Below are 23,152 nucleotides of genomic sequence, written 5' to 3'. Positions count from 1 at the left end.
GTGTAAAAGCCGTAATTTCTATTTAATATTTTTCACTGTCTCGACCCTTATGGCAATCAGTGGTTGTAAGTCCGTATTAAAGACCTACCAAAGTCCGACTGTTCAGATTGACAGCCTTTTTAGAGGGAATCACTTAATCTCGGATGATAGCTCAAATATCGGTTCCCTGCATTGGCAAGACCTATTCAAGGATTCAATGCTACAGCAGTTAATTCAGGAGGGGATTGATAATAATCTCGATCTGAAAACAGCTTATTCCAGAATTAATCAGGCAGCTGCTTACCTTAAGCAAAGTGAGCTGTATAATTATCCTGAACTCAATGCAAATGCCAGCATAGAATACGCCAAAAAGATTGGTAATTCCGGGTCCATCAGTCATGTGCATCAGTATCAACTGGGGGTGGATGCCAGTTGGGAGGCGGATATCTGGGGAAAACTTAAAAGTGCTAAAAAGGCCCAGATGGCGGCATTATTACAATCTGAAGCCTATGAGCAGGCTGTAAAAACAAACCTGGTGGCATCCATAGCCAGAAATTATTATACGCTTATGGCTTATGATAAAGAGCTCAGTGTGACCATGCAAACGGTTAAAACCTGGAAGAGAACAGTAGAGGTGATGAAAGATCTTAAAAAGGGGGCTAAGGTAACAGAAGCGGCTGTTGTGCAAAGTGAGGCCGGGTTATATGCAACACAAGTATCCATTCCAGATCTTAAAAGAAATATCAGAGAAACCGAAAACGCCATTTGTTATTTATTAGGAAGAGACCCCGGTAGAATTAATAGAGATAGCTTGACGGTCAAAGAATTTATTCCTCTGTTTAAAACAGGCGTACCCGCTGAGATTCTGGCCAACCGGCCAGACGTAAGGGAGGCTGAATTGAACTTCAGGCAGGCTTTTGAAATGACCAATGTCGCCAGGACCTATTTTTATCCTTCCCTTACCATCACTGCTAATGGAGGGCTTTCAAGCAATAGTTTATCCACCTTTTTTAGTACCGGTTCTGTTATTGGCGGCATACTAGGTGGCCTAACACAACCGATATTTAACAGAAGAGCCAATAAAACCCGACTTAAGGTAGCACAGGAAGATCAATTGCAGGCACTCTATAATTTTAAGCAGAAGTTACTGGGCGCTGGTCAGGAAGTCTCTAATGCCTTATATAGTTACAAATCTGCTACCGATAAAATAACGCCCAGAACCATGCAGCTTAACAGTCTGCATAAAGCGGTGGATTATACCCAGGAATTAGTCCGTAATGATTTTGCGGATTACAGTGAGGTACTGATCGCGATGCAAAGTTTGCTGTCGGCCGAGATTAATCAGGTAACTGATTATCTGCAACGCAATGAGGCTATTGTAAATCTATATGCTGCTATGGGAGGTGGCTGGCAATAAGACGTGATTACCTGCTGTTTAGGGTAGATACTGGAGCGCCCGGAATTAAATTAAGGTTTCTTTTTGATTTGTAGTTTAGCCTAATTTGTAATTGGTTGATTTGCTGAAATTTATATTTATCTTAGGGCAATTTTACTGGCAAAATTGTATCTTTAAAAACTTAAGTGAACAATATTTGCTTTTTGAACAGTATAAACAATAGAAAACAACCAAGATAAATGACAAATGCGCGTATAGTATGGGTCGATGATGAGATGGAAAGCCTAAAGAGTCAGAAAATGTTTTTAGAACAGAAAGGCTATGAGGTGATCACCTTCAACAATGGTTTCGACGCAATTGAATATATAAAGGAAAATAAACCGGATGTCGTACTGCTGGATGAGTCAATGCCAGGCCTAAGTGGACTGGAGACGCTGGCCGCCATTAAAGAGATACATAGAAGTCTGCCTGCAGTATTGGTAACGAAAAATGAGACAGAGAATCTAATGGAAGAGGCCATTGGCAGTCAGATTGCTGATTACCTTATCAAACCAGTCAATCCAAACCAAGTCTTACTCAGTCTTAAAAAAATATTGGATAATAAGCGACTGGTGGCTGAGAAAACTACCTCAGCCTACCAAATGGAGTTTAGATCCTTGTTTTTGGCACTCAGTGACAATCAGGATGCCGAAGGCTGGCAGGAAATTTATAAAAAGCTGATTTACTGGGAACTGGAAATGGAAAAGAGCAGAAGCCCGGAAATGATGGAAATCCTCCAATCCCAAAAACAGGAAGCCAATACGGCTTTCTTTAAGTTTATCTCTAAGAATTATACGGATTGGATACAGGCAGGCAGTGGTAACCGGCCGATTTTGAGTCCCGATCTGTTAAAAGAAAAAGTAGTGCCATTGATAGAGGCAGGGACGCCGACCTTTTTCATCCTGATCGATAATCTGCGTTTTGATCAGTGGAAGATGATTCAGCCCTTATTTGAGGAGGACTTTAGGATGATTAAAGAGGATACCTATTTCAGTATACTGCCCACCGCTACACAATATTGTCGCAATGCGGTATTTGCGGGTATGATGCCCATTGAGATTGCCCAGAAGTTCCCTCAGCAATGGAAAAATGATGAAGAGGAAGGGGGAAAGAATTTATATGAGGAAGATTTTTAGCTGCTTTTATTAAAAAGATGCAGAAAAAAGATATTAAATACAGTTATACGAAAGTAGTTGGTAATCAGGATGCTCAACAACTCCTCAGTGGTATTCATAATCTGCTCAATAATGACTTGAATGTGATCGTTTATAATTTTGTGGACATGCTCAGTCATGCCAGAACGGAAATGGAAGTGCTCAAAGAACTGGCTGGCGATGAACATGGCTATCGCAGTATTACCAAAAGTTGGTTTGAGCATAGCCCGCTCAGACAGGCATTGAAAAAAATAGCCGACCGTAAAATACGCCTGGTTATTTCCACAGACCATGGTAGTGTTCAGGTGAAAACGCCTTATAAGGTCATAGGCGATAAACAAACCACGAGTAATTTGCGCTATAAGCATGGTAAAAACCTGAATTACAGCCCTAAGGACGTGCTGGCTTTTAAAAATCCAAAAGAAGCGGGACTTCCCTTGCCTCATGTCAATAGTTCTTTTATTTTTGCCAAGGAAGACGGTTTTCTATGCTATCCTAATAATTACAATTATTATGTCAATTATTATAAAAACACTTTCCAACATGGTGGTGTGAGCATGGAAGAAATGATTATTCCGGTCATCCAGATGGAAAGTAAATAGAGAACTTTATTAGAAAAATATTTATATGAGCATTGAAAAGGATCCACAGGAAAATGCAAAAGCAGCACAGCAAGCCGCAAATCAAAATGAGTTGCATGATCAACAGGATCATATGTATTTAAATAAGGAAAATGATCCAGATCAGCGTACAGATCAGGCCCAAGAACTAGAACAAGAACAAGAGCAGCATCTGGATCATGAACAAGATGATGTCCTCGCTCCGCATTTAACCCTGGACTCAGAATCAAACCCAAACATTGAAGTAAAGGGCAAGGACGCTGAAGATAATGACGATCAGGCCCAGGATACAGGTGATCATCAACCTGATGAAGAAGAGGACGGGGCAATTGAATCTGATGCGGCAAATCAAAATGAGGACAAGCCTTCTGCTACCGCAGATGAGACAACACTTGATGCACCCGAACCAGACGCGGAACTGCCGGCGCCTAAGCCTAAATCGAAACGAAAAAAGAAAGCAGGCAAAACCGCTGAAGTGCTGAACCCTGTGAAGATTCTCCATATGGTTTTTGATCAGGCGGGTGGAGAACAGATCAAACAAAGCTTTGAACTGGAGCCAGCTAATGCAGGAGATATACTCTATATAGAGGATAATTACAGCCTGGGACCCGTCGCAGATTTAAGTGAAGCGGAAGGCTGGCAGGCCCGGAAAAACTGGTGGCAGTCGGTACTTGGTTTGCCAGAAGATGTGCAGCCAGAAGTAATGCGTTCTGATAAAATGAAATTACATCAGCTGTTCCAGCAATTAGAAGAGGATGAAGATACTGTCTTATGGATCTGGATGGGGCAAAATGAACGCGATGTTGCCGGTTATTATTATATCATCAGTTATTTAATGGAATTTCAGGGGCGTATAAATGTTCTGTATTTAAATAACCTGCCTTTCATTGATGAAAAGGGTCACATTTTCTATCCCAAACAGCTATCTGAAATACAACCTAAAGAATTTGTAAAAGCTGCTCGTTTGGCAAGAGTGGTAACGCTCAGTGAATTTGAACTAGATCCCGAAGAATGGGATAAATTATCTAAATCACCGGGCCCGGTCAGATTGTTGGAAGGAGGCAAGAAACTATCTGCCAGGGAAAACGATTATTACGATAAAATTATTTTAGATCAGTTAGGATCTGCTACGATGAAGCTCTCTAAGCTATTGGGACTGTTGACCTCCAAAGCCAAACTAGGTGTACCTGAATATTATATCATATGGCGTATTAAATCACTTATTGAAACTGCTCAGGTGATCAGTCAGGGAGAATTTGAAAAAGGACCAAAAAATGTTAGCCTCAAAGCCACCCAGGGACAGTTATTTGTGGAACTGAACCCTGAAGAAAGTGAGGAGGGGATGGAGTATAAAAGTGTAAGGATCCTATAGCTGACTGCTAGTCAATTACTTCTAATTGAACTATAAAAAATGATGGATTTTAGGCATGGTGTTGGTAATAAGAGATATGTAAGTGATTCTTTGTTTATCTATTAGTGTGATTTACAGTTATTTACATAATGAATTACCCTTCTTGTGCTGGTAATAAATAATATCTTAAATCAAAAAACAAATATAATGAAAAGTAATACATTGAAACTTTGCGGGTTAGCACTCGTTTGTTTTGTGTTTGTCTTTAGCAGCTGTGTCCCTAAACGGGATTTAGTGGCTTCCCAGTTAAGAACAAGACAATTGCAAAGTGATAGCGCGCGTATGGCCAGCAATATTGGTGATTTGCAGGACCGGATAACCGGTCTTAAAAATGATATCTCTAATCTGAACGATCAGGTAGCCTCTTTGTCGCACAATAATAATGCAAAGGAAAATCAACTCGCACAAAGTAAAGAGGCTTTGCAAAAGCAACAACAAAAGTTACAGCAATTGCAGGATCTGTTGGACTCTCAGAAACAAAAATCCGAGGCACTCAGAAAGAAAATGGCTGATGCCTTATCTGGATTTAACTCCAATGAATTAACGGTTACCCAGAAAAACGGGAAGGTATATGTAAGCATGCAGGAAAATCTCTTGTTCCCTTCAGGCAGTGCGGTGGTCAGTACAAAAGGGGTAGATGCACTGGCTAAATTAGCGGCAGTGCTCAATACCAACCCAGATCTTCAAATTGATATTGAAGGACATACGGATTCTATTCCTATCCGTGGTAAATTTCAGGATAACTGGGAACTCAGTACTGCCAGAGCCAACTCAATTGTAAGGATTTTAGTGGGTCGTTATCAGGTAAGTCCATTGAATCTTGTGGCTTCCGGACATAGCCAGTATGATCCTGTTGCTACTAATTCAACACCGGAAGGCAGGGCGAAAAACCGCCGTACAGATATAATTCTGTCTCCAAAACTGGATGAACTGTATAATTTGATTAATCAGTAGCTATCATTATATAGCCCTACCTTTTAAAATAACTAATCCCTTGTGGGTACCAATGTAGGTATCCCAAGGGGATTTGTTATTTTCAGCACAGCTTTTTAATAATATTTTTGTGTCCTGCACGCCTGCATTAATCAAGATTGTTTTAACTTTAGATAGCCCAGGCGCATTATTGCCTACCAGAGGGATGGTCTCCATTTAAGGGTGGTTTTGTGTGAAAATCGGGTGATAGGATAGTGTTTTCCAATTTACAACGGCCGCTTTAAAGGCGGATAGCACCTGCAAGTTTTTTGTTTTGAATAAAGGCTTAACTTGTGGTGACGGAATTAAACATTTTTTTTTTATCTCTGGATAGCGCTGGGCAAGTTTTTATAACCGCTAGTTATTTTAATTATTGAGCATGTTAAGATCAATTTTGGTGATTGCTTTAGGAGGCGCAATCGGTAGCGTTTGCCGGTATTTGCTTCAGGTAGGCGTTCATAAAATTGCTCCCATAACATTTCCATTGGGAACTTTAATTGTGAATGTTCTGGGCTGTTTTATTATTGGCCTTTTATATGGGATGGCTGTAAAAATGCCTCAATTTTCAATACAGTGGCGACTTTTTTTGATTACAGGCATTTGTGGTGGGTTTACCACTTTTTCCAGTTTTTCATACGAGGGTATTAGTCTGATAATGGAGCGTAATTATTTTTACTTTTTTATGTATTTAGGTGGCAGTGTGCTGCTCGGTTTGCTGGCCACCTGGGTGGGGCTTATCCTTGTGAAATAATTTGGTTATGGGTCAGGAAATTAATAGAATACTCATCGCCATAGATGACAGCCGTTTTTCTAAGAAAGCTGCTAAAACGGGATTCTCACTAGCATATAAAACACAAAGTTTAGTGGCACTTGTTTACGTTGTTGATTCAACCAAAGAGCAGGTCAATGCGGATCTGGGTATCACTGCCAAAGAAAGCGAAACGAATCTCTTAAACGCTGCGCGGCGTACCATTGAAGAATATATTAAGTTGTATGATGGTAAGCAGCAGGTCGCTTGTTTTACCCCAATTGGCATCCCGGAGGAAGAAATATTAATAATTTCCGAAGAGTGGCGAGCGAATTTGATTGTGATGGGTACGCATGGTCGCAGTGCGATTGGTCGCATACTTAGTGGGTCCAAAGCTGAATATGTTGTTCGTCACGCCACCGTTCCCGTATTACTTACACCCCCCAGGATGTTATAATGCATTTTCCTGGCTTTTAATTGTAACAGGGCGGATGCTAGTAGGGCTCCGTGGGGCAATTATTTATTAAAGGTTATATGGATTAAGAAGATGGCAAGGTTAAAAATATTGATTCGCTTTGGTGGCTAATGTATGAAAAGACTGAAAAGAACGTGGAGATCGCCTGACAAGTGCGGGCGCACTGATCATGTGTTATTTTTTATACCTTTAATTTGTTCATAAATACCCACATTTTTAAATTTATGCACCATTATGAAGTTTCTGACAACGATCCTATTTGTATTTATTTTGACTGGCATGGCCATGGGGCAGCAGAATGCCGATGTGCCTTTTTCTGACACGACCTATAATTTAGGATTTGAAAGAATTCAGCAGGGAGGTGCGCTTCATTTTAAAAAAGCAGCGACTACAGGTTATGAAATCAGTGTGGATTCTACTATTAAACATAGTGGTAAGTATAGTATGCGTTTTCACTTTTCTGGTGATTCGACCTCGTTTACGGCTTACATGATGAATTTGCCTCATTTATATAAAGGGCATATGATTGCATTGTCGGGGTATATCAAAACCGACCGGATTGAACCAGGACGTGCAGGGCTTGTGCTAAGATTGGATCCCCGATTAGGAATCAATAATATGTATAATCATGTTGTTAAAGGAACGACTAATTGGCAAAAAAATGAAATTAGCCTGCCACTCGATGCAGAAAAGACAAAATCAATTGTCATTGGAGGAATATTGGAGGGCAAAGGGACGATGTGGTTGGATGATCTGGAGGTGAAAATAGATGGCAAACCTTTATCTGAGGCGCAGATAATACCTGCTTCGAATTACCCGGCTGAGGCTGATACTGAATTTAGTAAGGGCGCTGGAATAACGCACATGACAACAAATCCTAAAACGGTCAAAAATTTGCAGGTTTTGGGCGAGGTTTGGGGGTATTTAAAATTTTTTCATCCCCGGGCCACTGCGGGTGATTTTAACTTTGGCCACGAACTATTTAGATTACTGCCTAGTGTGGCCAATGCGAGTTCCGATGCTGAAAGAGATGAATTATTAAGTAGCTTTCTTACAAAACTAGGCACTGTATCCCAAAATGACGCTGGAACGCCATTTGCCAGAAAAGATTCCATAATGTTTGATACGGACACTACCTGGTGGCATCAAGGTGGATTGTCTGAAAAATTGCTAGCTCAGTTTAGAAGGTTGTTGCTTTCAAATAGGCCACATTCTTTTTCATACTATTATAATTTTACGTCGGCGGGCAATGTTTTATTTACCAATGATGCGGAGTATCCGTCGATTGAAAATCCAGACATCGGCGTTCGCTTGCTCGCCTTATACAGGTATTGGAATGCGATTGCTTATTTTTATCCCTATAGAAACCTGATAAAAGATTGGCCGACAGTTTTGGCAACATATATTCCTATTATGATCCAGGCAAATACCCGGTTGAAATACGAACTGGCTCTGGCTGGTTTAGTTGCAAAAATAAAAGATACTCATGCCGGGGTCTCAGGATTAATTAATAGTACCCTTGAATATTATGGAAAGTTACAACCGCCTTTTGCAGTAGAATATATCCAAAATAAATGGGTCGTGACAAAATATTTAAATAAGGTAGCAGGACGCCTCTCAGGTGTTGAGATTGGTGATATACTGGAAAAGATTGGAGGTAAGCCAGTAGCAGCAGTTGTAAAAAGCAGGCTGGCCATTACCTCTGGCTCAAATGCGGCGGCAAAATACAGAAATATTGGCTGGAGCCTTTTAAAGACTAATGAACCTTCGCTAAGACTTGGTTTTTTCAGTGAAGATACCTTTGCGACGAAAAATGTCCAGACTTATCCAGCAGACAGTTTGTTGTCCATTGGTTTTACGGACGACACAAAACCTGCCTTTGGATATGCACGTCCAGGTATTGGCTACATCTATGGTGGCACATTTCAAAGAAAGGATATCCAGCCGGTGATCGCCGGCATTAAAAATGCAAAAGGATTGATTGTAGACCTTAGAAACTATCCTAATGGATCAGGTCTATTTATGATGATATCCAGCTTAAGCAGAAGTGCGGTGAAATACACAAGGTATTCCCATATTGATCCTGTGCGGCCAGGAAGGGCTATTATGGGACCAGCGCAGTCTTTAGGAGCTTTCAATCACAATTATTATGGAGGAAAGATTGTCGTTTTGGTAAATAAGAATACGCAAAGTGCAGCTGAGTTTTATGCTATGAGTTTAAGGGCAATAGGAGCGACCGTCGTAGGATCTACCACTGCAGGTGCAGATGGTAACGTTTCTGAGCTGTATTTGCCTGGCTCTATACTGACGACATTTTCCGGCTTGGGCATTTATTACCCAGATGGAAGCCAGACGCAACAAGTCGGCATTGTGCCGGATATTTTTTGTGAACCTACTGCAGAAGGCATAAAAGCCGGTAAGGACGAACAACTGGAAAGAGCAATTGAATTTATCAATACAGGTAAATAATTGAAAAATGGGTACAGCATGTTTAAATAAGGGATCTATGCGGCTTTTATGTTATTTTTAATAATTGTTTTTTGTGTGGTCAGTAACGTATCCGCCCAGGTTATAAAAAGCGTACAACGTAACTCAGCGATTATAAATGATTTGAATCTGGATTTTGAAAAAGTGATCGGTGGAGTACCCAAGGGCTGGGATATACGGAATTCACAAAATTATACAATTACGGTAGATACCGTCAATAGCTTTACAGGCAAGCACTCCATTTGTTTTCAATATACAGGAATTAAAACCACGGCCCCAAAAGAAGGCTCAGGTATCGTTTTGAAACTGCCCCATAATTATAACGGTAAAATCCTGACACTGACAGGGTATATAAAAACAGAAAATGCAACGGGTGGGGTTGCTTCATTATTGGTAAATATTCCTAATGTTACTTTTGGTATATTAGATCAACAGATAACAGGTACAACGCCCTGGAAAAAATATACCCTTTCTGTGGGTTTGATACCTGCAAAGACAAAAGAAATTTATATAGGTGGCCTATTCACCGCAGAAGGCACAATGTGGCTGGATGATCTGGAGGTGCAAATCGATGACAAGTCCTTATCTGTGGCTGAGATCAGACCCGTAAGGCGTTTTCCTGCAGAAAAGGACACCGCCTTTATTCGTGGTTCAGGACTAACTACCATGAGGATGAATAAGCAAACGCTGACCAATCTAAAGGTCCTTGGCATGGTCTGGGGTTTTCTTAAATTTTACCATCCAGGGGTAGCTGCCGGGAAATATAACTGGGCCAATACCCTTTTTAGACTTTTGCCAAAAATTGCTTCAGCTAAAACTGATCAGCAGCGCGATACAATTTTGACCCGTTTTATCCAAGGCCTAGGTCCACTCAAAGGTAAATACAAAGCCCGCGCACTTCCCAAAGGGGCCTCCATCAAAATGAGTGTGGATACCAGTTGGTTTTATGCTAAAGCGATTACACAGCCTTTGCAAAAAGTATTAAGTGCAGTTTTCTACGCCAAACCCGCATCTGAAAATTACTATTATTCATTTGACCAATCCACCAATGTAGTTTTTCCCCATGACAAAGAATTTGTGGATATAAAATCTAATGATATTGGCCTAAGGCTCTTGGCGCTGTTCAGATATTGGAATGCGGTGGAATATTTTTATCCCTATCGCTATTTGCTTACTGATTGGGAGCAGGTATTAACGGATTATATTCCCAAAATGATTCTTGCAAATACGCGGCAAAAATATGATCTGACGCTACTTTCCATGATTGAGAAGATAAAGGATTCACATGGGGCTTTATTTGGTAGTCAGCAGGAACGGTTATTTTTTGGGGAAAATACACCGCTGTTTACAATAAGGTATATAGGAGGGAAATGGATTGTGGATCGCTATTTAGATAGCGCAATAGCGTTTCGTTCGGGTATACAGATAGGAGATGAATTGGAGAAAATAAACGGGCAGTCAATTAAAAATATTGTCAAGGAGCGGCTTGATATAACGCCCGGCTCAAATATGGCCGTGAAATACAGAAATCTTTCCTGGCATTTACTAAATACAGCAAACGACTCCATGATCTTAACCTTAGAGAGAGATGGTCGACAGGAAATTAAAAAAGTAAAGACATACAACGGTGCTATTTACCAAAATAAAATTTATGGTTTAGTGAAACGTGGCCAGCCTCCTTTTAAAATCATAGGCGATGGTATTGCTTATATCTATCCGGGTACCTTTAAAAATAGCATGCTGGATAGCGTTATGCAGATAGCCCGTTCAACAAAAGGTATGATCATTGATCTTAGAAGTTATCCTGCGGATTTTATGGTATTTACTTTGGGGAATAAGCTTGGTCGCCACCGGTCAGGTTTTGCCAGATACGCCCATATAGACCCCTTAAGACCTGGCCAGTCGATATTAGATTATATAGCCTCAACAGGTACAGAAAACCCCGATTGTTATAAGGGGAAGGTTGTCTTGCTCATCAATGAGTACACCCAAAGTCAATCTGAATATACTGCCATGGCTTTTATGGCATTAGGTGCTACAATAATTGGTTCTACTACAGCCGGTGCCGATGGAGATATCAGCTATGTGTCTTTGCCAGGAGATATGTCCACCGTTTTTTCAGGTCTGGGCATATATTATCCAGATGGGGGAGAAATACAACAAGTAGGCATTGTTCCAGATATTATCTGTAAACCCACTATTACTGGGGTAAAAGCCGGTAGGGATGAACCATTAGAAAGGGACGTTTTATTTATTGAAACGGGCAAATAATTTCTAAGGACATTATCGCCAATCAATTTGTTAAAATGATATTCAGGTAATTATTTTATTTTTCATAATCCTAAATTGGAGGATTTACAAAAAAAAACTGGCGATACTCCAAGTGTACCGCCCGTTTGAAAATTAACCCTATGCAGTAGGTAAAGCCATCCTTACCTCAACCACAGCCCCGTATTTGATGATCGGGCATAATTTAGCGAGGGTAACAGCCTCGTCATAATCTGTGGCTTTGATCAAGAGTAGTCCCCCTATGGAAGTTATTCCATCTACGTAAGGACCCTTTTTGACCTTTTTACCGTGGCTTACTACTTTTCCTTCCAGATCCCATCTTTTGGGCGGGGCGACTAATTTGTCTGCATCAGCCAGATGTTGAATCCACTGCTGATAAGGTTGCAGGGCTTCCTTTAGCTCCGCAGGAGAGGGTTTGGGATTTTTACTGGTTAAGTCTCTGTGAATAACGATTAAAAAAACATTCATCTTTTTTGAATTTAATGATTAAAAATCGGGTTGTCTAAAAATTATTGAGCGTTATTAATGTATGAGTTGGTTTAACGAATGTGTTTGCCTTACTGTTCAGATGCTTCCATGATAAAGTCTGCGACTTGCTTGGGCTGGGAGAGCATGGGCACATGGCTGGTCTTAAGTTCAATGGATTTTGCGTGGAGCATTTTTGCCTCGGCTCTTGCCAGATGAGGGGTAACCATATGATCGTTTAACCCAATAATGCACCAGGAGGGTTTTGATTTCCAGGCGGCATTTTTTACTTTAGCGGTAGTGGCCACCGCTGCCCAAGGTGTTTGGGTAGCATAGAGTATGTCCCGCTGGCTAGCAGACAAATCTTGTGCAAAAAAAGAATGGATGCCTTTATAGGTCAGTGAAAGAAATCCTGAGGTGTCAGGCTTGATTTCTGCACTGCCGGGCGCATTTGGATCCTTTTTTGTGATATCCACTACAGATTCATTATCATTAGGGATTAGCGCGCAAACGTATACAAGAGCGGCGACTTTTGGATCATTACCGGCCACTGAAATAACGACTCCTCCATAGGAATGCCCTACCAGCAGTACCGGGCCATTCATCAAAGCGATGGCCCGCCTGGTGGCAGCCACATCATCTTCCAGGGAAGTCAGCGGATTTTGAACGGCGATGACATGATATCCGTGGGTTTGCAAAATAGCGATGGTTTTATTCCAGCTGGAGCCATCTGCAAATGCACCATGAACAAGTACGATATTTTTAATGGTGGTATTATGATTTAACTGGGCTACTTGTCTTGACTGGATCTTTTCGGTAGAATGAGCACGCTGTGCATTTGATTTTGAACTTAGCATGCAGGTAAAGGTGGCAAATGCCATAAGGTAGGCCACATATGTAAAATGTTTAATAATAGACATAACGTAAAATTTTAAATATTTTGAAAATGATTAGATAGCTTAATGCGATAAGCAAACTGGAACGGGTGATCTTATGCATAGAGTACACGTTTAAGTGCCTGAGCGGCCTGTGAAATAGCGGACTTAACCGCTGGTATGAAAGACAGCGCATTCAGCAGTCCGTAATCGTGGATTAAGCCGTTATACCGGACGACGGTTACGTCAACACCGGCTTCATTTAGCTTTCTGCCATACGCTTCACCCTCGTCTCGCAGAACATCATTCTCAGCTGTTTGGATCAGTGCAGGTGGCAGACCACGCAGATCTTCAATGGATGCCTGTAGCGGTGCGGCCAGAATGTCCTGACGCCCTTCAGGATCAGGCAGGTAATTGTCCCAGAACCATTTCATCATAGCGGTGGTCAAAAACCGACCTTTCCCGTACTGGACATAGGAAGTCGTCTCAAAATTTGCATCTGTTACCGGCCACAGTAAAACCTGTAATAGTAGTGCAGGGCCTGCCAGTTGTTTGGCCATAATGGTCGTAGCTGCCGCCATATTGCCACCTACGCTGTTCCCTACGATGGCCAGTTTTTCGCCATTGATGCCAAAAGGTTGTCCTTCAGTGACTGCCCATTGCAAAGTGGCGTAGATTTGTTGTAATGCCACTGGGTATCTGGCCTCTGGAGATGGTGTGTATTCAGGGAAAATAGCGATGACGCCAGACTGAACCACTAGATCACGTACGATTCTACGATGCGTTTTGTAATCTCCCAGGACCCATCCGCCGCCATGAATATAAAGGAAGCCAGGGGCGGTCGTGCTTAGTCCTTCGGGCTTAACTATATAAACTTTTAGCGGCGCATCCAATACCGTAATGGTGTGTTCTGATTCCTGAATACCGGTATAGTCCACTACAACAGCCTCCTGGGCATTGCTCAGTACTTCTCGGGCATCTTTTGGAGGTAGCGTTTCAATCGGCGCTTTATCCCCGCCATTAAGGACCTGTAGGAATTCTCGTACCTGCTTGAAAAGCCTTGGATCTTCTGCTGGATTTGTTTCATTTGATGCATTCGGATTTGCATGTAAGTTTAACGATTGGTTCATGATTATTGTGATTTTTGTTTGAAGGTGATAATTGATTTTTTTTGAGGTTGTTTTGTTACGTTGCGTTTGCCAATAATATTGCTGCTTTTTGTTTTTGTTCTTGTTAACTTATTAAGTTCGCATAATTACTTGTTGGTGTATATCTTGCTTATCATGTCCGGATGGAGTGAACAAGTGCCTGTTGAGTCCGTAAGCGTGCCTTTTACACCCGTTGTGGACGTAATGGCATAGACGATGGGATTTCCTTGTGGTCCACAATTTTTATTAAAACGAAAGGTTTTGTCAATGGTGAAATCACCTGGATGAAATCGTATATCCTCCTGATCTTCACTATATAGACTCATGGCCTGCGTTGCAAAATTTTCTGTATAACCTTCTTGTTTTAATGACCTGATCACCTCTTCCGGACTATTGTATGTGGGAGCGGTAAGCACGGTTGCAGGGGTATGTCGCCAGGGGTCTGGGGTGGCATGACCACTGATATTCGTAGGATTTTGTTTCGCAGGAGCTGATGATGATAGGTGTTCTTGATAGTTAAATATGGGTCTGAGTGCCTGACGCTCAGACTGGATTTGGATTTGCAGTGGATTATAATGTTTAGCTGACTGTGGTTCACTAAAGAACGTTCTAGTCAGCGGTTGTTCTTTCATGCGCATACCGTCATCGATAAATTCTGCACCATCGGTAATGTCAAAGTCTTTAGACATGGCAAATACGATGGCGTCCTGAATGGAAACGCCGTTTTCTTTTTTGGGTTGTTGACGATGGGTTCTTTTTAAAAATGGGAAATACATGATTAATTGGTTTTAATGATTGAAAATTACTAATTGATAAGTAGTTGTTACCCGGGTTTAGTAAAGTGGTTTTGATTTGTGTTAAGAAAAGGGCTTGTTTGAACTGCTGTGTAACTGACCGGTTTTCGTATGCATTGTACGCCGGCGTTAGGTAATGCGCGTGCACGAACAGGTAGAAAGTGCACCCCTTATACAGTCTCCTCGGCAGCCTGACACCTGTCATCTTCGTTTCAAACAGCACTTATCTTTCTTCCTGCTAATTGCGTGACTTCTGATCTTCGACCCACTGATCAAAACTGATCCTGCCGAATTTAGCTTGCCCAACTGGTACCAGCGCTTCATGAGTAACTGTGCCACCAAAGTACACCGGCTCGCCTGTTGGTGTAACTTTGCGACTGTCACGCATAATGCTCAGGTATTGCTGAACGATCTCATACATAGGATAGCGCTTGGGCCCCGCAATTTGTACGCGGTCATTTAAGGGATTACCCAGTGCAAATTCTGTCAGATAATTAGCGACATCTACTGCAGCAATGGGCTGGAGGGAAACGCTTGACAGATGTACTTCATCCCCTTGGGTAGCTTGGTCAGCTATCCCTTTTATGAATTCCATAAACTGGGTGCTGCGCACAATGGTATAAGGAATGCCAGATTGAGTAATAAGATCTTCCTGTACTTTTTTGGCACGCATGTAACCAATGTTCTGCATCTCTTCCACACCTACTATGGATAAGGCGACATGGTGTTTAACACCTGCATTAATTTCCGCTGTTAGCAAATTATTGCCAGCAGTTTTAAAGAAGTTCATTACTGCTTCATCTTCAAATGAAGGGGAGTTTGCCAGGTCAATGACAATGTCTGTGTTCTTCAGGGCTTCTGCCAGCCCTTCACCCGTGATGGTATTTATGCCTGTGGCAGGTGATGCCGCGACAACCTGATGATTTTGATCACGCAAGTTTTGAACGACTTTGCTTCCGATGAGGCCTGTGCCTCCGATTACAACGATTTTCATAATTAAATATTTTTATTGTTAATGCTAGTAGCTTTTGGAAAACAATGCCAATATTTGAATTTTTATGAGAATCAATGTGTTGTTGATTTAGTCGTGATTATTTTTTCACTTTATATAGTGTAATCACGACGCTTTCCACTTTATTACGCTATAAATCGTACTTGAGAGACACTGTGGCCTAATCGAAGTATTCACTTTTGCGGATTTGCAGTTTTTTATTTTTGAATGCAGGGTATTGCCGGGTACCTGAAGGATCTCAGCAGCGCCTCCGGCACCAGAGATTTTACCACCGCAGCGTTTTAGGGTCTGCAATATATAACTACGTTCTACATCTTCCAAAGAACGGTTCATAAGTGCGGCCTCCTGACTTTGATCAGAGGCAGTTGTTTTTGGTATTTCTATTGTGTCCAGTACGCCATCTGTACTAAGCAAGATGTTGCGTTCTATTAAATGCTCTAACTCCCGGACATTGCCTGGCCAGCTATAGCTGCGAAGCTGATGTAAGACGCTGGCGGCCACTTTCTTTATTTTTCTACCGGTAGTGCGGCTGTATTTATTGATAAAAAAATGTAACAATGCTTCTATATCCTCTTTTCTGTCTCTTAATGGGGCAATAATACCGGAAAGACATTCAATCTAAAATATAAGTCCGCTCTGAATCTGCCTGCCTTGACCTCCGATTCCAGATCGCGGTTGGTGGCGGCAATTAACCGGACATTGACTTTGATGGTTTGTTTGCCGCCAAGACGTTCCAGTTCTTTCTCTTGAATGACTCTAAGGATTTTCGCCTGTGATTCCAGCGGTAATTCGCCGATCTCATCCAGAAATATCGTACTGTTTTGGGCCAGCTCAAATTTGCCGATGCGGCGATCTATAGCCCCTGTAAAAGCTCCTTTTTCATGACCGAAAAGCTCACTTTCAATAAGGTGAGTGGGTAGTGCGGCACAATTGACCTTTACCATTAGTTTATTCTTTCTCTGAGATGCACCATGAATAGCCCGTGCAATCAGTTCCTTACCCGTACCGGTCTCACCCAGTACCAAGACGGTCGTGTCTGTATCTGCCACTAGTCTCATTAATCGGTATACTTCTTTCATATTGGCGCTATTACCGATGATTTCTGAAAAGTTATAAATGATTTTAATTTGTTCACGTAGATAATCGTTTTCTTCCTCCAATTGTTTTTATAAGTTAATAGTTTCTCACTAGCGATGATATTAGCAATGGCGATGGAGATTTGTGCGCAAATGCCTTTGAGTAAAAGTGGGCTCAGTTTATTAGCCAGCAACCAGATGGTGCCCGTATTTATATTGCCCACCCGCATGGGAAGCGCATACATGTTTTTTAGCCCGGTGGTTTTCCAGAGTCTGGCATAGTCATTCCCTTTTTTTAGTTCTTCTTCCACATTGAAAACCACACCTTCCTGACTGGCGAGTACTTCCATGTTATAAGCTTCTTTCACTGTTACTGCAGCAGCGGCCATTTTCTCAAAGCTACCTTTACCATTTTCAAATAAACTAGGATCATTCATAAAAACCGGCATTTGAATACCGTCTTCATGGATGATACGGATCATCGCCAGTTTTGTATGCATGATCTTATCCAGTACGCGGAATATAGCTGATTTCAATTCCTCTCTGTTTCTGATATGCGTAATGTCCTTGCTAAAATCAAGTAAGAATGATTGTTCGGCCTGTTTGGTGCGAACCTTTTCTTCTGCCAGAATATTAGCCAAAGCGATAGAGATCTGAGCGGCAAGGCCAATCAGGAGCTCAACGTTTATCTGTTCAATATTTAAAAATAAAATGCCTTGATTGACAGCAGCGTTACGTAGGCGGATGCCCACAAAGTTTTCTGTATGAAGTAATTGCCAGATTGAGACGTAATTAGATTGGACACCCCTGGTAATTTCTCTTTTGACATTAAAAAGTTGTGGTATACCACTGTTTAATATGCGGTTTTGCAGGCCGTCAATAGCTGTGTTTTCTGTGTTATGCAGTAATTTAGCTACCTGCATACGCAGCTTCTTTTCTGGATTACTGCTCATGCGATGCTTAAATACCTGGCTGTCCAGATCGTGGATATAAGTATTAAGTAGCTGGGTTTCGGGGTTTATTCTGGCTATTATAAAATGATATGTCGGGTCAATGTTATGTATGGCGTTTTGAATGACCCAATTGAGCTCCTCTTTTGTGCGTACCTGGGCGATGGCACTTGTAAATTCCAATAGAAATGTCTTTTCTTTTTCTTTTTGCAGAATTTCTTCGTTTTTAATGATATTGGATACTGCGCTGGAAAGCAAAGGTGCAATGTTTTTCATAACATTTCTAAAAGCAGTTGTAAAGCTGTCCAGGCGGTCGGAATATACATGGATAAAACCCATAGTCTTGCCTGCTTTGGTAAGTTTGGTCATGAGGATTTCCCGGACACCTTTTTCATAATTAACTCTAAGGAATGGAGCCATGCCCGGTAAGTCCATAATGGGTTCCAATATAAAGGAGACGGGCTCATGAGCGGCCAGAACCTTGGTTATAAAGGCATCTTTTAGAGAGAAATGAGTCGCCACCATTTCTGCATACCGTGGATGCTCCCTAATAGGAGAGCCGTCATTATCCAGTAAAAAAGGCGTGTAGGTTTCATCCTTAGGATCAACCAGTGTGACGATAATATGGGTAAAATAGAACTTACTTTTAATCCTGCTTTTAAATAGTGTGATCAAGTCATTTTTCTCCCTGACGCTGGTGATATCATTACCGAGTGCTAATAAGAAGTCTTTATCAAGATCATTGCTTTTTTTTCCAGGAGAAAGCGTTGTTGTTTTATTTGCCGTATTTTTTTCCATAGCCGCACCAGATTAAAACCATAAAGTAAAAAAAAGCATTCTTTGTTTAATGGATAATATATACATCGAGCTTTGACATATGCAAGTTAATAAAAATGTGTATCAAATAAGAAACAGGAATTTAATTTATAATTTTATTGGAAATATTTTATAACTGATTTTGAGGCGTTCTGCTGAATTGAGGCAAGGCGTAATTGCCATCTCAATTTACTTATCGACGAGCCCCAAATTTACTTAGAACGAACTGCTTTATCATTAAAAAGTGAAGTTGAAATATTAAAATATAATTGAATGATATTGTTTAAACTGATCTCTTTTATGTGTTTGCATCCCCTTTCCACTATAAGAACGCTAAGTATTCTGAACGTTGAATCCGCCCTGTTATTTAAGATTTGTCAATCCAGATAGTCTACTTTTTTGATATCCAGCTTTTTGATTTTGGAATGAAGAGTGGTGGCGGGGATGCCTAACAGGGCGGCTGCGCCATCTACACCAGCAATCTTACCCTGGCAAATTTTTAGCACCTTCACAATGTGTTCGGCTTCCATATTCTTAAGCGTCATTTTTTCACTGGTCGGAACCATGTCGTGTTGCCCGGGATTGAGTCCTTGGCCAGCAACAGGACGCTGTTCTGCATTTTTTGCCTGACCCAGGGGTATTTGTACTTGTTTTAAAACACCGCCATCCATTAGTAGTATGCTTCTTTCAATCAGGTGTTCGAGCTCTCTGATATTGCCCGGCCAGTGGTAACTGCGCAGCTCCTTGAATACACCAGTCGCGATTGTCTTGATTTGATGGCCGGTACGCTTGCTGTATTTACGCACAAAATACCAGGTAAGTGCTTCCAAATCTTCCTTTCTGTCCCTGAGTGGGGGCAAATGAATGGGGAATACATTTAAGCGGTAATATAGATCTGGACGAAACCGCCCCTCGTTGACCTCTATGTCTAGCTTTCTGTTGGTGGCAGCGATGATGCGCACATCTACTTTTATGGGTGTTTTTCCACCAATGCGTTCAAATTCCCTTTCCTGAATCACCCGAAGTAATTTTACCTGGGTTTCCAGGGGCATTTCTCCGATTTCGTCCAGAAAAATGGTTCCGCCATTAGCAAGTTCAAACTTGCCGATTCTACGCTCTACAGCGCCTGTAAAAGCGCCTTTTTCATGGCCAAACAGCTCACTTTCAATTAGGTTAGTTGGTAGGGCCGCACAGTTGACCTTCACCATCAATTTGTTCTTTCTGGGGGAGGCGTTGTGGACTGCCCTGGCAATCAATTCCTTGCCCGTACCGGTTTCTCCCAACACTAATACAGTTGAATTGGTAGTCGCTACAAGGCGTATCAAACGGTAGACTTCCTGCATTTTTTCCCCACTGCCGATAATCTCTGAGAAATTATAAAGGCTATTAATCTCTTCTTTTAGCTGTACATTTTCCTGTTCCAGCATTTGTTTATATTGAAGCACCTGTTCATTGGAACGAATATTAGAAATCGCCACGGCCAACTGATGGGAGACCGCTTGCAATAGTGCACTGTAGGCAGGTGTTTTCGTCACCGGGTCCACATGGAAAAAAGCCGCTCCTATGACTTCACCGCCCACTTTTAAAGGTACGGCGGCGACCTGCCTGAGGTGAATGGCTTTCCAAAAATGGACATAGGCAGGCATATCGGGTAGTCCAGACAATGTAGCTACGTCAAAATAAACAGGTTCGGTAGAACTGGCGATGCGTTGAAAGACTGCATCTGACGCTTGGAACTCCATTTCCAGCACAGCTTCCTGTCCTGGATGCAAACGGGCAAAAGTAGCGGCCTGGTCGATGATAATCTTATAAGTCTTTTTCTCCTGGTCCAGCAAAACCATTCCAAACTCTTCAATATTTAATACTGTGGTGACCTTGCTATAAAACTTCTGAAATAAATCATTTCGGTCTCTTAGCGCTGCCATCTCCTGGCTCAGTGAAAGTAATGTGGCTTTTTCGCTTTCCTTTCTCAGGATTTCCTCATTGGCCTTGATATTGGAAATTGCAATGGCTATTTGTGCAGATATCCCCTCCAGCAATCGGTTATCTATTTTTTCTGTTATGACCCATAATATCCCAATGTTTTTTTGTCCCACTGAGAGCGGGATACCCGTTATCTTGGAAAAACCGGATTTTTCCTCGCCAAGCATTTTCCAAAATTCCAGGTAAGGGTCCTGGGTGCCATTTTCCACTTCTTGCCTAAAGTCTATATTCAAAGGGCCGCCAGCCTGAAGTACGTTTCTGGATATACCTTCCTTGATACTGATTTTTTTTCGCAATAACTGTTCAAACTTTGCTTCTTTCGTATAAAAGGCTTCTTTGTCATGGATAAATGGGAGCAGATAACGGTCAGTTGCGTCAATAAGGCGAATAAAATAAGCCCGAACCATACTGAGCTTTTTTAGGGAACCATAGATCACTTCTGAGAGATCTTCCTGGGTTCTAACAGCGGCAATGCCGCTGCTGAAGGCAAGCAGAAAGCTTTCCTCCCAGCTTTTCTGCAGGATCTGTTCGTGATCCATAATATTTAAAAGGGCACTAGTTATTAATGGGGCAATTTCTTCAGTCAGCAGGGAAAATTCCTTGGGGAATCCTGAAGGTAAGCAGGTATGGATCAATAGCAGTCCAATTAGGTGATCTTTGGCTTTAAGTTCCATAATAAGACAGTCTTCCATTTGCCCTTTGTTGGCTGTAACAGAAAACTGAGTGATAAAATCTTCTAATGATTTGTCAAGACTTGAGCCAGTAGTTTTGGTTGTCTTTTGATTTATTTCTTTACCTGGGTTTTTACTGGCCGGATCCAGGTGCACGACAACAGGACTTGTCGCTTTAGAAATGTATTGCAGCAGTTCTGCTTGTATATTGACCAAATAAACGGCATTTAAATGTGCCTCATCGTTATTTTTCAATAAGGTATTCATTCGCTCAGTAATGCCTGAAAGGTTGCTTTGATCTTGCCTGTTGAGCAATACTAACTGGGCATAATCGTAATGATGGTCCTGTCCTTTTATTTTCTTCGAAAACAGTGTGATCAAATCCTGGATATTACGTACCTGCGATGTAGCCCTGATTAATGAAAGCAAGGTTTCCTTTTCTCTGATCAGCGCGTCGATATCCTGATGAATAGGTTGCTTTGTCTGCGCCTGGGCGGGCGGTAAAGGTAAAGAAGTAGCACGCATGATTTCTTTTTTTAAGGTTGGATCATCATAAATGTGGCAGGAATTTTAATAGCGTAACTTATTAGATTCGTAATGGATTCAAATGGGTCTTGTCTTAATATTATTTTAAATTATGCTGTTTGTATTATACTGTTTGCTTTATCCTGTTTAATGTCACTTTAGCATATTTTGTCAAATTTACAAAATTATGAGAACTGAACAATGTGCCGGGGCAGTACAAAAGTGGTTGACGGCCTTATACTTTTTCATGGCTGCCAAAAGAACCAATCCTGCCTGCTTCCAATTTTTGCCTAATATACCTGCTGACCATCCTGGATGGGCAGCAGGTGTAGGATTGTAGTAGGCATTGTCATGGAGACTGTGCAAGGCGCGCGATACTATTTTTTGCTTTTCTGATTGCCTTGTTTCCCATTTTGCTGTGCTAACCAGTCAATAAACCGTATTTTTCCCAGACGGGGCTTAGGATCAGCCGCGGGTACTAATGACTCATCGTTTAGGCTAATGCCAAAATAAAGCGCATGGACATCTCTTAATAATTTGCGTTTATCTCCGGTAGCCTGCATGTAGGTTTTGACAAACTCGTCCTGAGGTCCTCTTTCGGGACCGGCAATTTCAACGATTTTATTTTGCGGAGCGCCGAGTACAATGTCTTTTAAAATTTCTGCAACATCTTGGGCCGCAATTGGCTGGAAAGCCGCAGGTGGAACCCTGACTTCTTCTCCCGAGGTGGCTGATCCAACAATGGCTGGCATAAACTCATAAAACTGCGTAGCATGCACGATTGTATAAGGAATGCCAGAGGATTCAATAATTTTTTCCTGCTCTAGTTTGGCCCTGAAATAACCGCTTGCCAGTAATCTAGAGGTGCCAACCACGGAAAGAGCGATATGATAGCCTACACCCGCTTTTTTCTCTGCGGCAAATATATTAGCGCCCGCAGTTTTAAAAAAATGCATGGCTACTTCGTCCTCGAAATTGGGAGAATTAGCCAGGTCGACTACAATGTCAGCTCCTGTAAATGCCTCATTCAGGCCCTCACCGGTAAGGGTGTTGACACCCTTGGAAGGTACCGCCACAATCACTTCATGGTCCAAGGCTTTTAACTTGGCCGTCAGTTTGGAACCGATTAGTCCGGTTCCTCCGATCACTACAATTTTCATTTTATTTTTATTTTACTGGCCTTCAGTTGTCTGCCATACTTTTAAATGGTTTAGTTTCTCTACATGTTATAAGTAGGCGCTGCAGACCATTATTAGGAAAAACGAAG

General features: G+C 41.7%; 18 protein-coding genes and 1 pseudogene. 9 read left to right on the top strand and 10 right to left on the bottom strand.

Annotated elements, in window-relative coordinates; genetic code table 11:
- Positions 1-49 precede the first annotated feature (49 nt).
- The 8 genes and pseudogenes from FSB73_RS02545 to FSB73_RS02510 all read left to right on the top strand — a co-directional run bounded on the left by FSB73_RS02545 (position 50) and on the right by FSB73_RS02510 (position 11,552).
- Complete coding sequence (locus FSB73_RS02545) at positions 50-1,396, top strand: efflux transporter outer membrane subunit (protein WP_262712467.1); 1,347 nt, start codon at positions 50-52, stop codon at positions 1,394-1,396.
- Between the two features lie 218 nt (positions 1,397-1,614).
- A pseudogene (gene porX, locus FSB73_RS27890) lies at positions 1,615-3,170 on the top strand (T9SS response regulator signal transducer PorX).
- A gap of 25 nt (positions 3,171-3,195) precedes the next feature.
- Positions 3,196-4,560, top strand: coding sequence for a DUF1835 domain-containing protein (locus FSB73_RS02535; protein ID WP_146779994.1), 1,365 nt, complete (start codon positions 3,196-3,198; stop codon positions 4,558-4,560).
- Positions 4,561-4,746: 186 nt separating this feature from the next.
- Positions 4,747-5,553, top strand: a complete 807-nt coding sequence (locus FSB73_RS02530; protein ID WP_146779993.1) for an OmpA/MotB family protein — start codon at positions 4,747-4,749, stop codon at positions 5,551-5,553.
- 397 nt (positions 5,554-5,950) lie between these two features.
- Complete coding sequence (crcB, locus tag FSB73_RS02525; RefSeq protein ID WP_146779992.1) at positions 5,951-6,322, top strand: fluoride efflux transporter CrcB; 372 nt, start codon at positions 5,951-5,953, stop codon at positions 6,320-6,322.
- 7 nt (positions 6,323-6,329) lie between these two features.
- Complete coding sequence (locus FSB73_RS02520; protein WP_146779991.1) at positions 6,330-6,776, top strand: universal stress protein; 447 nt, start codon at positions 6,330-6,332, stop codon at positions 6,774-6,776.
- Positions 6,777-7,028: 252 nt separating this feature from the next.
- Positions 7,029-9,263, top strand: a complete 2,235-nt coding sequence (locus tag FSB73_RS02515) for a S41 family peptidase (RefSeq protein ID WP_146779990.1) — start codon at positions 7,029-7,031, stop codon at positions 9,261-9,263.
- A gap of 75 nt (positions 9,264-9,338) precedes the next feature.
- Positions 9,339-11,552, top strand: coding sequence for a S41 family peptidase (locus FSB73_RS02510; RefSeq protein ID WP_158639382.1), 2,214 nt, complete (start codon positions 9,339-9,341; stop codon positions 11,550-11,552).
- A gap of 138 nt (positions 11,553-11,690) precedes the next feature.
- Here FSB73_RS02510 and FSB73_RS02505 read toward each other — a convergent pair whose 3' ends face one another.
- The 9 genes from FSB73_RS02505 to FSB73_RS23805 all read right to left on the bottom strand — a co-directional run bounded on the left by FSB73_RS02505 (position 11,691) and on the right by FSB73_RS23805 (position 21,885).
- The gene (locus FSB73_RS02505; protein ID WP_146779988.1) at positions 11,691-12,038 is read right to left on the bottom strand and encodes a YciI family protein; all 348 of its coding nucleotides are present in this window, start codon (positions 12,036-12,038) and stop codon (positions 11,691-11,693) included.
- An 89-nt stretch (positions 12,039-12,127) separates the two neighbouring features.
- Positions 12,128-12,955 carry an alpha/beta fold hydrolase gene (locus FSB73_RS02500; protein ID WP_225974404.1) on the bottom strand — a complete coding sequence of 276 codons (828 nt, stop codon included), beginning with the start codon at positions 12,953-12,955 and terminating at the stop codon, positions 12,128-12,130.
- A 71-nt stretch (positions 12,956-13,026) separates the two neighbouring features.
- Positions 13,027-14,040, bottom strand: a complete 1,014-nt coding sequence (locus FSB73_RS02495) for an alpha/beta hydrolase (RefSeq protein WP_146779987.1) — start codon at positions 14,038-14,040, stop codon at positions 13,027-13,029.
- A 125-nt stretch (positions 14,041-14,165) separates the two neighbouring features.
- Positions 14,166-14,834, bottom strand: a complete 669-nt coding sequence (locus tag FSB73_RS02490) for a hypothetical protein (RefSeq protein WP_146779986.1) — start codon at positions 14,832-14,834, stop codon at positions 14,166-14,168.
- Between the two features lie 256 nt (positions 14,835-15,090).
- On the bottom strand, positions 15,091-15,846 hold the full coding sequence (locus tag FSB73_RS02485; protein ID WP_146779985.1) for an SDR family oxidoreductase: 756 nt from the start codon (positions 15,844-15,846) through the stop codon (positions 15,091-15,093).
- Positions 15,847-15,969: 123 nt separating this feature from the next.
- Entirely contained in the window at positions 15,970-16,422 is a 453-nt protein-coding gene (locus FSB73_RS23820) for a helix-turn-helix domain-containing protein (RefSeq protein WP_225974403.1), read from the bottom strand.
- A gap of 26 nt (positions 16,423-16,448) precedes the next feature.
- Positions 16,449-16,943 carry a sigma-54 factor interaction domain-containing protein gene (locus FSB73_RS23815; protein WP_262712464.1) on the bottom strand — a complete coding sequence of 165 codons (495 nt, stop codon included), beginning with the start codon at positions 16,941-16,943 and terminating at the stop codon, positions 16,449-16,451.
- Positions 16,940-18,688 (bottom strand): GAF domain-containing protein, encoded by a 1,749-nt coding sequence (locus FSB73_RS23810; RefSeq protein WP_225974401.1) that lies wholly within the window; start codon positions 18,686-18,688, stop codon positions 16,940-16,942. Before FSB73_RS23810 ends, FSB73_RS23815 begins: the two co-directional genes overlap by 4 nt.
- Before the next feature lie 395 nt (positions 18,689-19,083).
- On the bottom strand, positions 19,084-21,885 hold the full coding sequence (locus FSB73_RS23805) for a sigma 54-interacting transcriptional regulator (protein ID WP_225974400.1): 2,802 nt from the start codon (positions 21,883-21,885) through the stop codon (positions 19,084-19,086).
- Positions 21,886-22,072: 187 nt separating this feature from the next.
- On the opposite strand from FSB73_RS23805, the gene FSB73_RS23190 reads away from it, so the two are divergent.
- Entirely contained in the window at positions 22,073-22,225 is a 153-nt protein-coding gene (locus tag FSB73_RS23190; protein WP_158639381.1) for a hypothetical protein, read from the top strand.
- A 37-nt stretch (positions 22,226-22,262) separates the two neighbouring features.
- On the opposite strand, the gene FSB73_RS02470 is transcribed toward FSB73_RS23190, so the two are convergent.
- On the bottom strand, positions 22,263-23,045 hold the full coding sequence (locus tag FSB73_RS02470; protein WP_146779984.1) for an SDR family oxidoreductase: 783 nt from the start codon (positions 23,043-23,045) through the stop codon (positions 22,263-22,265).
- Positions 23,046-23,152 lie beyond the last annotated feature (107 nt).

Origin of the sequence: Arachidicoccus ginsenosidivorans, assembly GCF_007971385.1 — a bacterium.
Lineage (GTDB): Bacteria > Bacteroidota > Bacteroidia > Chitinophagales > Chitinophagaceae > Arachidicoccus > Arachidicoccus ginsenosidivorans.
Note: the sequence above shows the minus strand (reverse complement) of the source record. Positions and strands in the feature narration are given on the sequence as shown.

Excerpts from the sequence above, each read along its gene's own strand:
- FSB73_RS02545 (WP_262712467.1), top strand. The coding sequence starts at position 50 with ATGGCAATCAGTGGTTGTAAGTCCGTATTAAAGACCTACCAAAGTCCG.
- FSB73_RS02535 (WP_146779994.1), top strand. The coding sequence starts at position 3,196 with ATGAGCATTGAAAAGGATCCACAGGAAAATGCAAAAGCAGCACAGCAA.
- FSB73_RS02530 (WP_146779993.1), top strand. The coding sequence starts at position 4,747 with ATGAAAAGTAATACATTGAAACTTTGCGGGTTAGCACTCGTTTGTTTT.
- crcB (WP_146779992.1), top strand. The coding sequence starts at position 5,951 with ATGTTAAGATCAATTTTGGTGATTGCTTTAGGAGGCGCAATCGGTAGC.
- FSB73_RS02520 (WP_146779991.1), top strand. The coding sequence starts at position 6,330 with ATGGGTCAGGAAATTAATAGAATACTCATCGCCATAGATGACAGCCGT.
- FSB73_RS02515 (WP_146779990.1), top strand. The coding sequence starts at position 7,029 with ATGAAGTTTCTGACAACGATCCTATTTGTATTTATTTTGACTGGCATG.
- FSB73_RS02505 (WP_146779988.1), bottom strand. The coding sequence starts at position 12,038 with ATGAATGTTTTTTTAATCGTTATTCACAGAGACTTAACCAGTAAAAAT.
- FSB73_RS02500 (WP_225974404.1), bottom strand. The coding sequence starts at position 12,955 with ATGTCTATTATTAAACATTTTACATATGTGGCCTACCTTATGGCATTT.
- FSB73_RS02495 (WP_146779987.1), bottom strand. The coding sequence starts at position 14,040 with ATGAACCAATCGTTAAACTTACATGCAAATCCGAATGCATCAAATGAA.
- FSB73_RS02490 (WP_146779986.1), bottom strand. The coding sequence starts at position 14,834 with ATGTATTTCCCATTTTTAAAAAGAACCCATCGTCAACAACCCAAAAAA.
- FSB73_RS02485 (WP_146779985.1), bottom strand. The coding sequence starts at position 15,846 with ATGAAAATCGTTGTAATCGGAGGCACAGGCCTCATCGGAAGCAAAGTC.
- FSB73_RS23815 (WP_262712464.1), bottom strand. The coding sequence starts at position 16,943 with ATGAAAGAAGTATACCGATTAATGAGACTAGTGGCAGATACAGACACG.
- FSB73_RS23810 (WP_225974401.1), bottom strand. The coding sequence starts at position 18,688 with ATGGAAAAAAATACGGCAAATAAAACAACAACGCTTTCTCCTGGAAAA.
- FSB73_RS23805 (WP_225974400.1), bottom strand. The coding sequence starts at position 21,885 with ATGCGTGCTACTTCTTTACCTTTACCGCCCGCCCAGGCGCAGACAAAG.
- FSB73_RS23190 (WP_158639381.1), top strand. The coding sequence starts at position 22,073 with ATGAGAACTGAACAATGTGCCGGGGCAGTACAAAAGTGGTTGACGGCC.
- FSB73_RS02470 (WP_146779984.1), bottom strand. The coding sequence starts at position 23,045 with ATGAAAATTGTAGTGATCGGAGGAACCGGACTAATCGGTTCCAAACTG.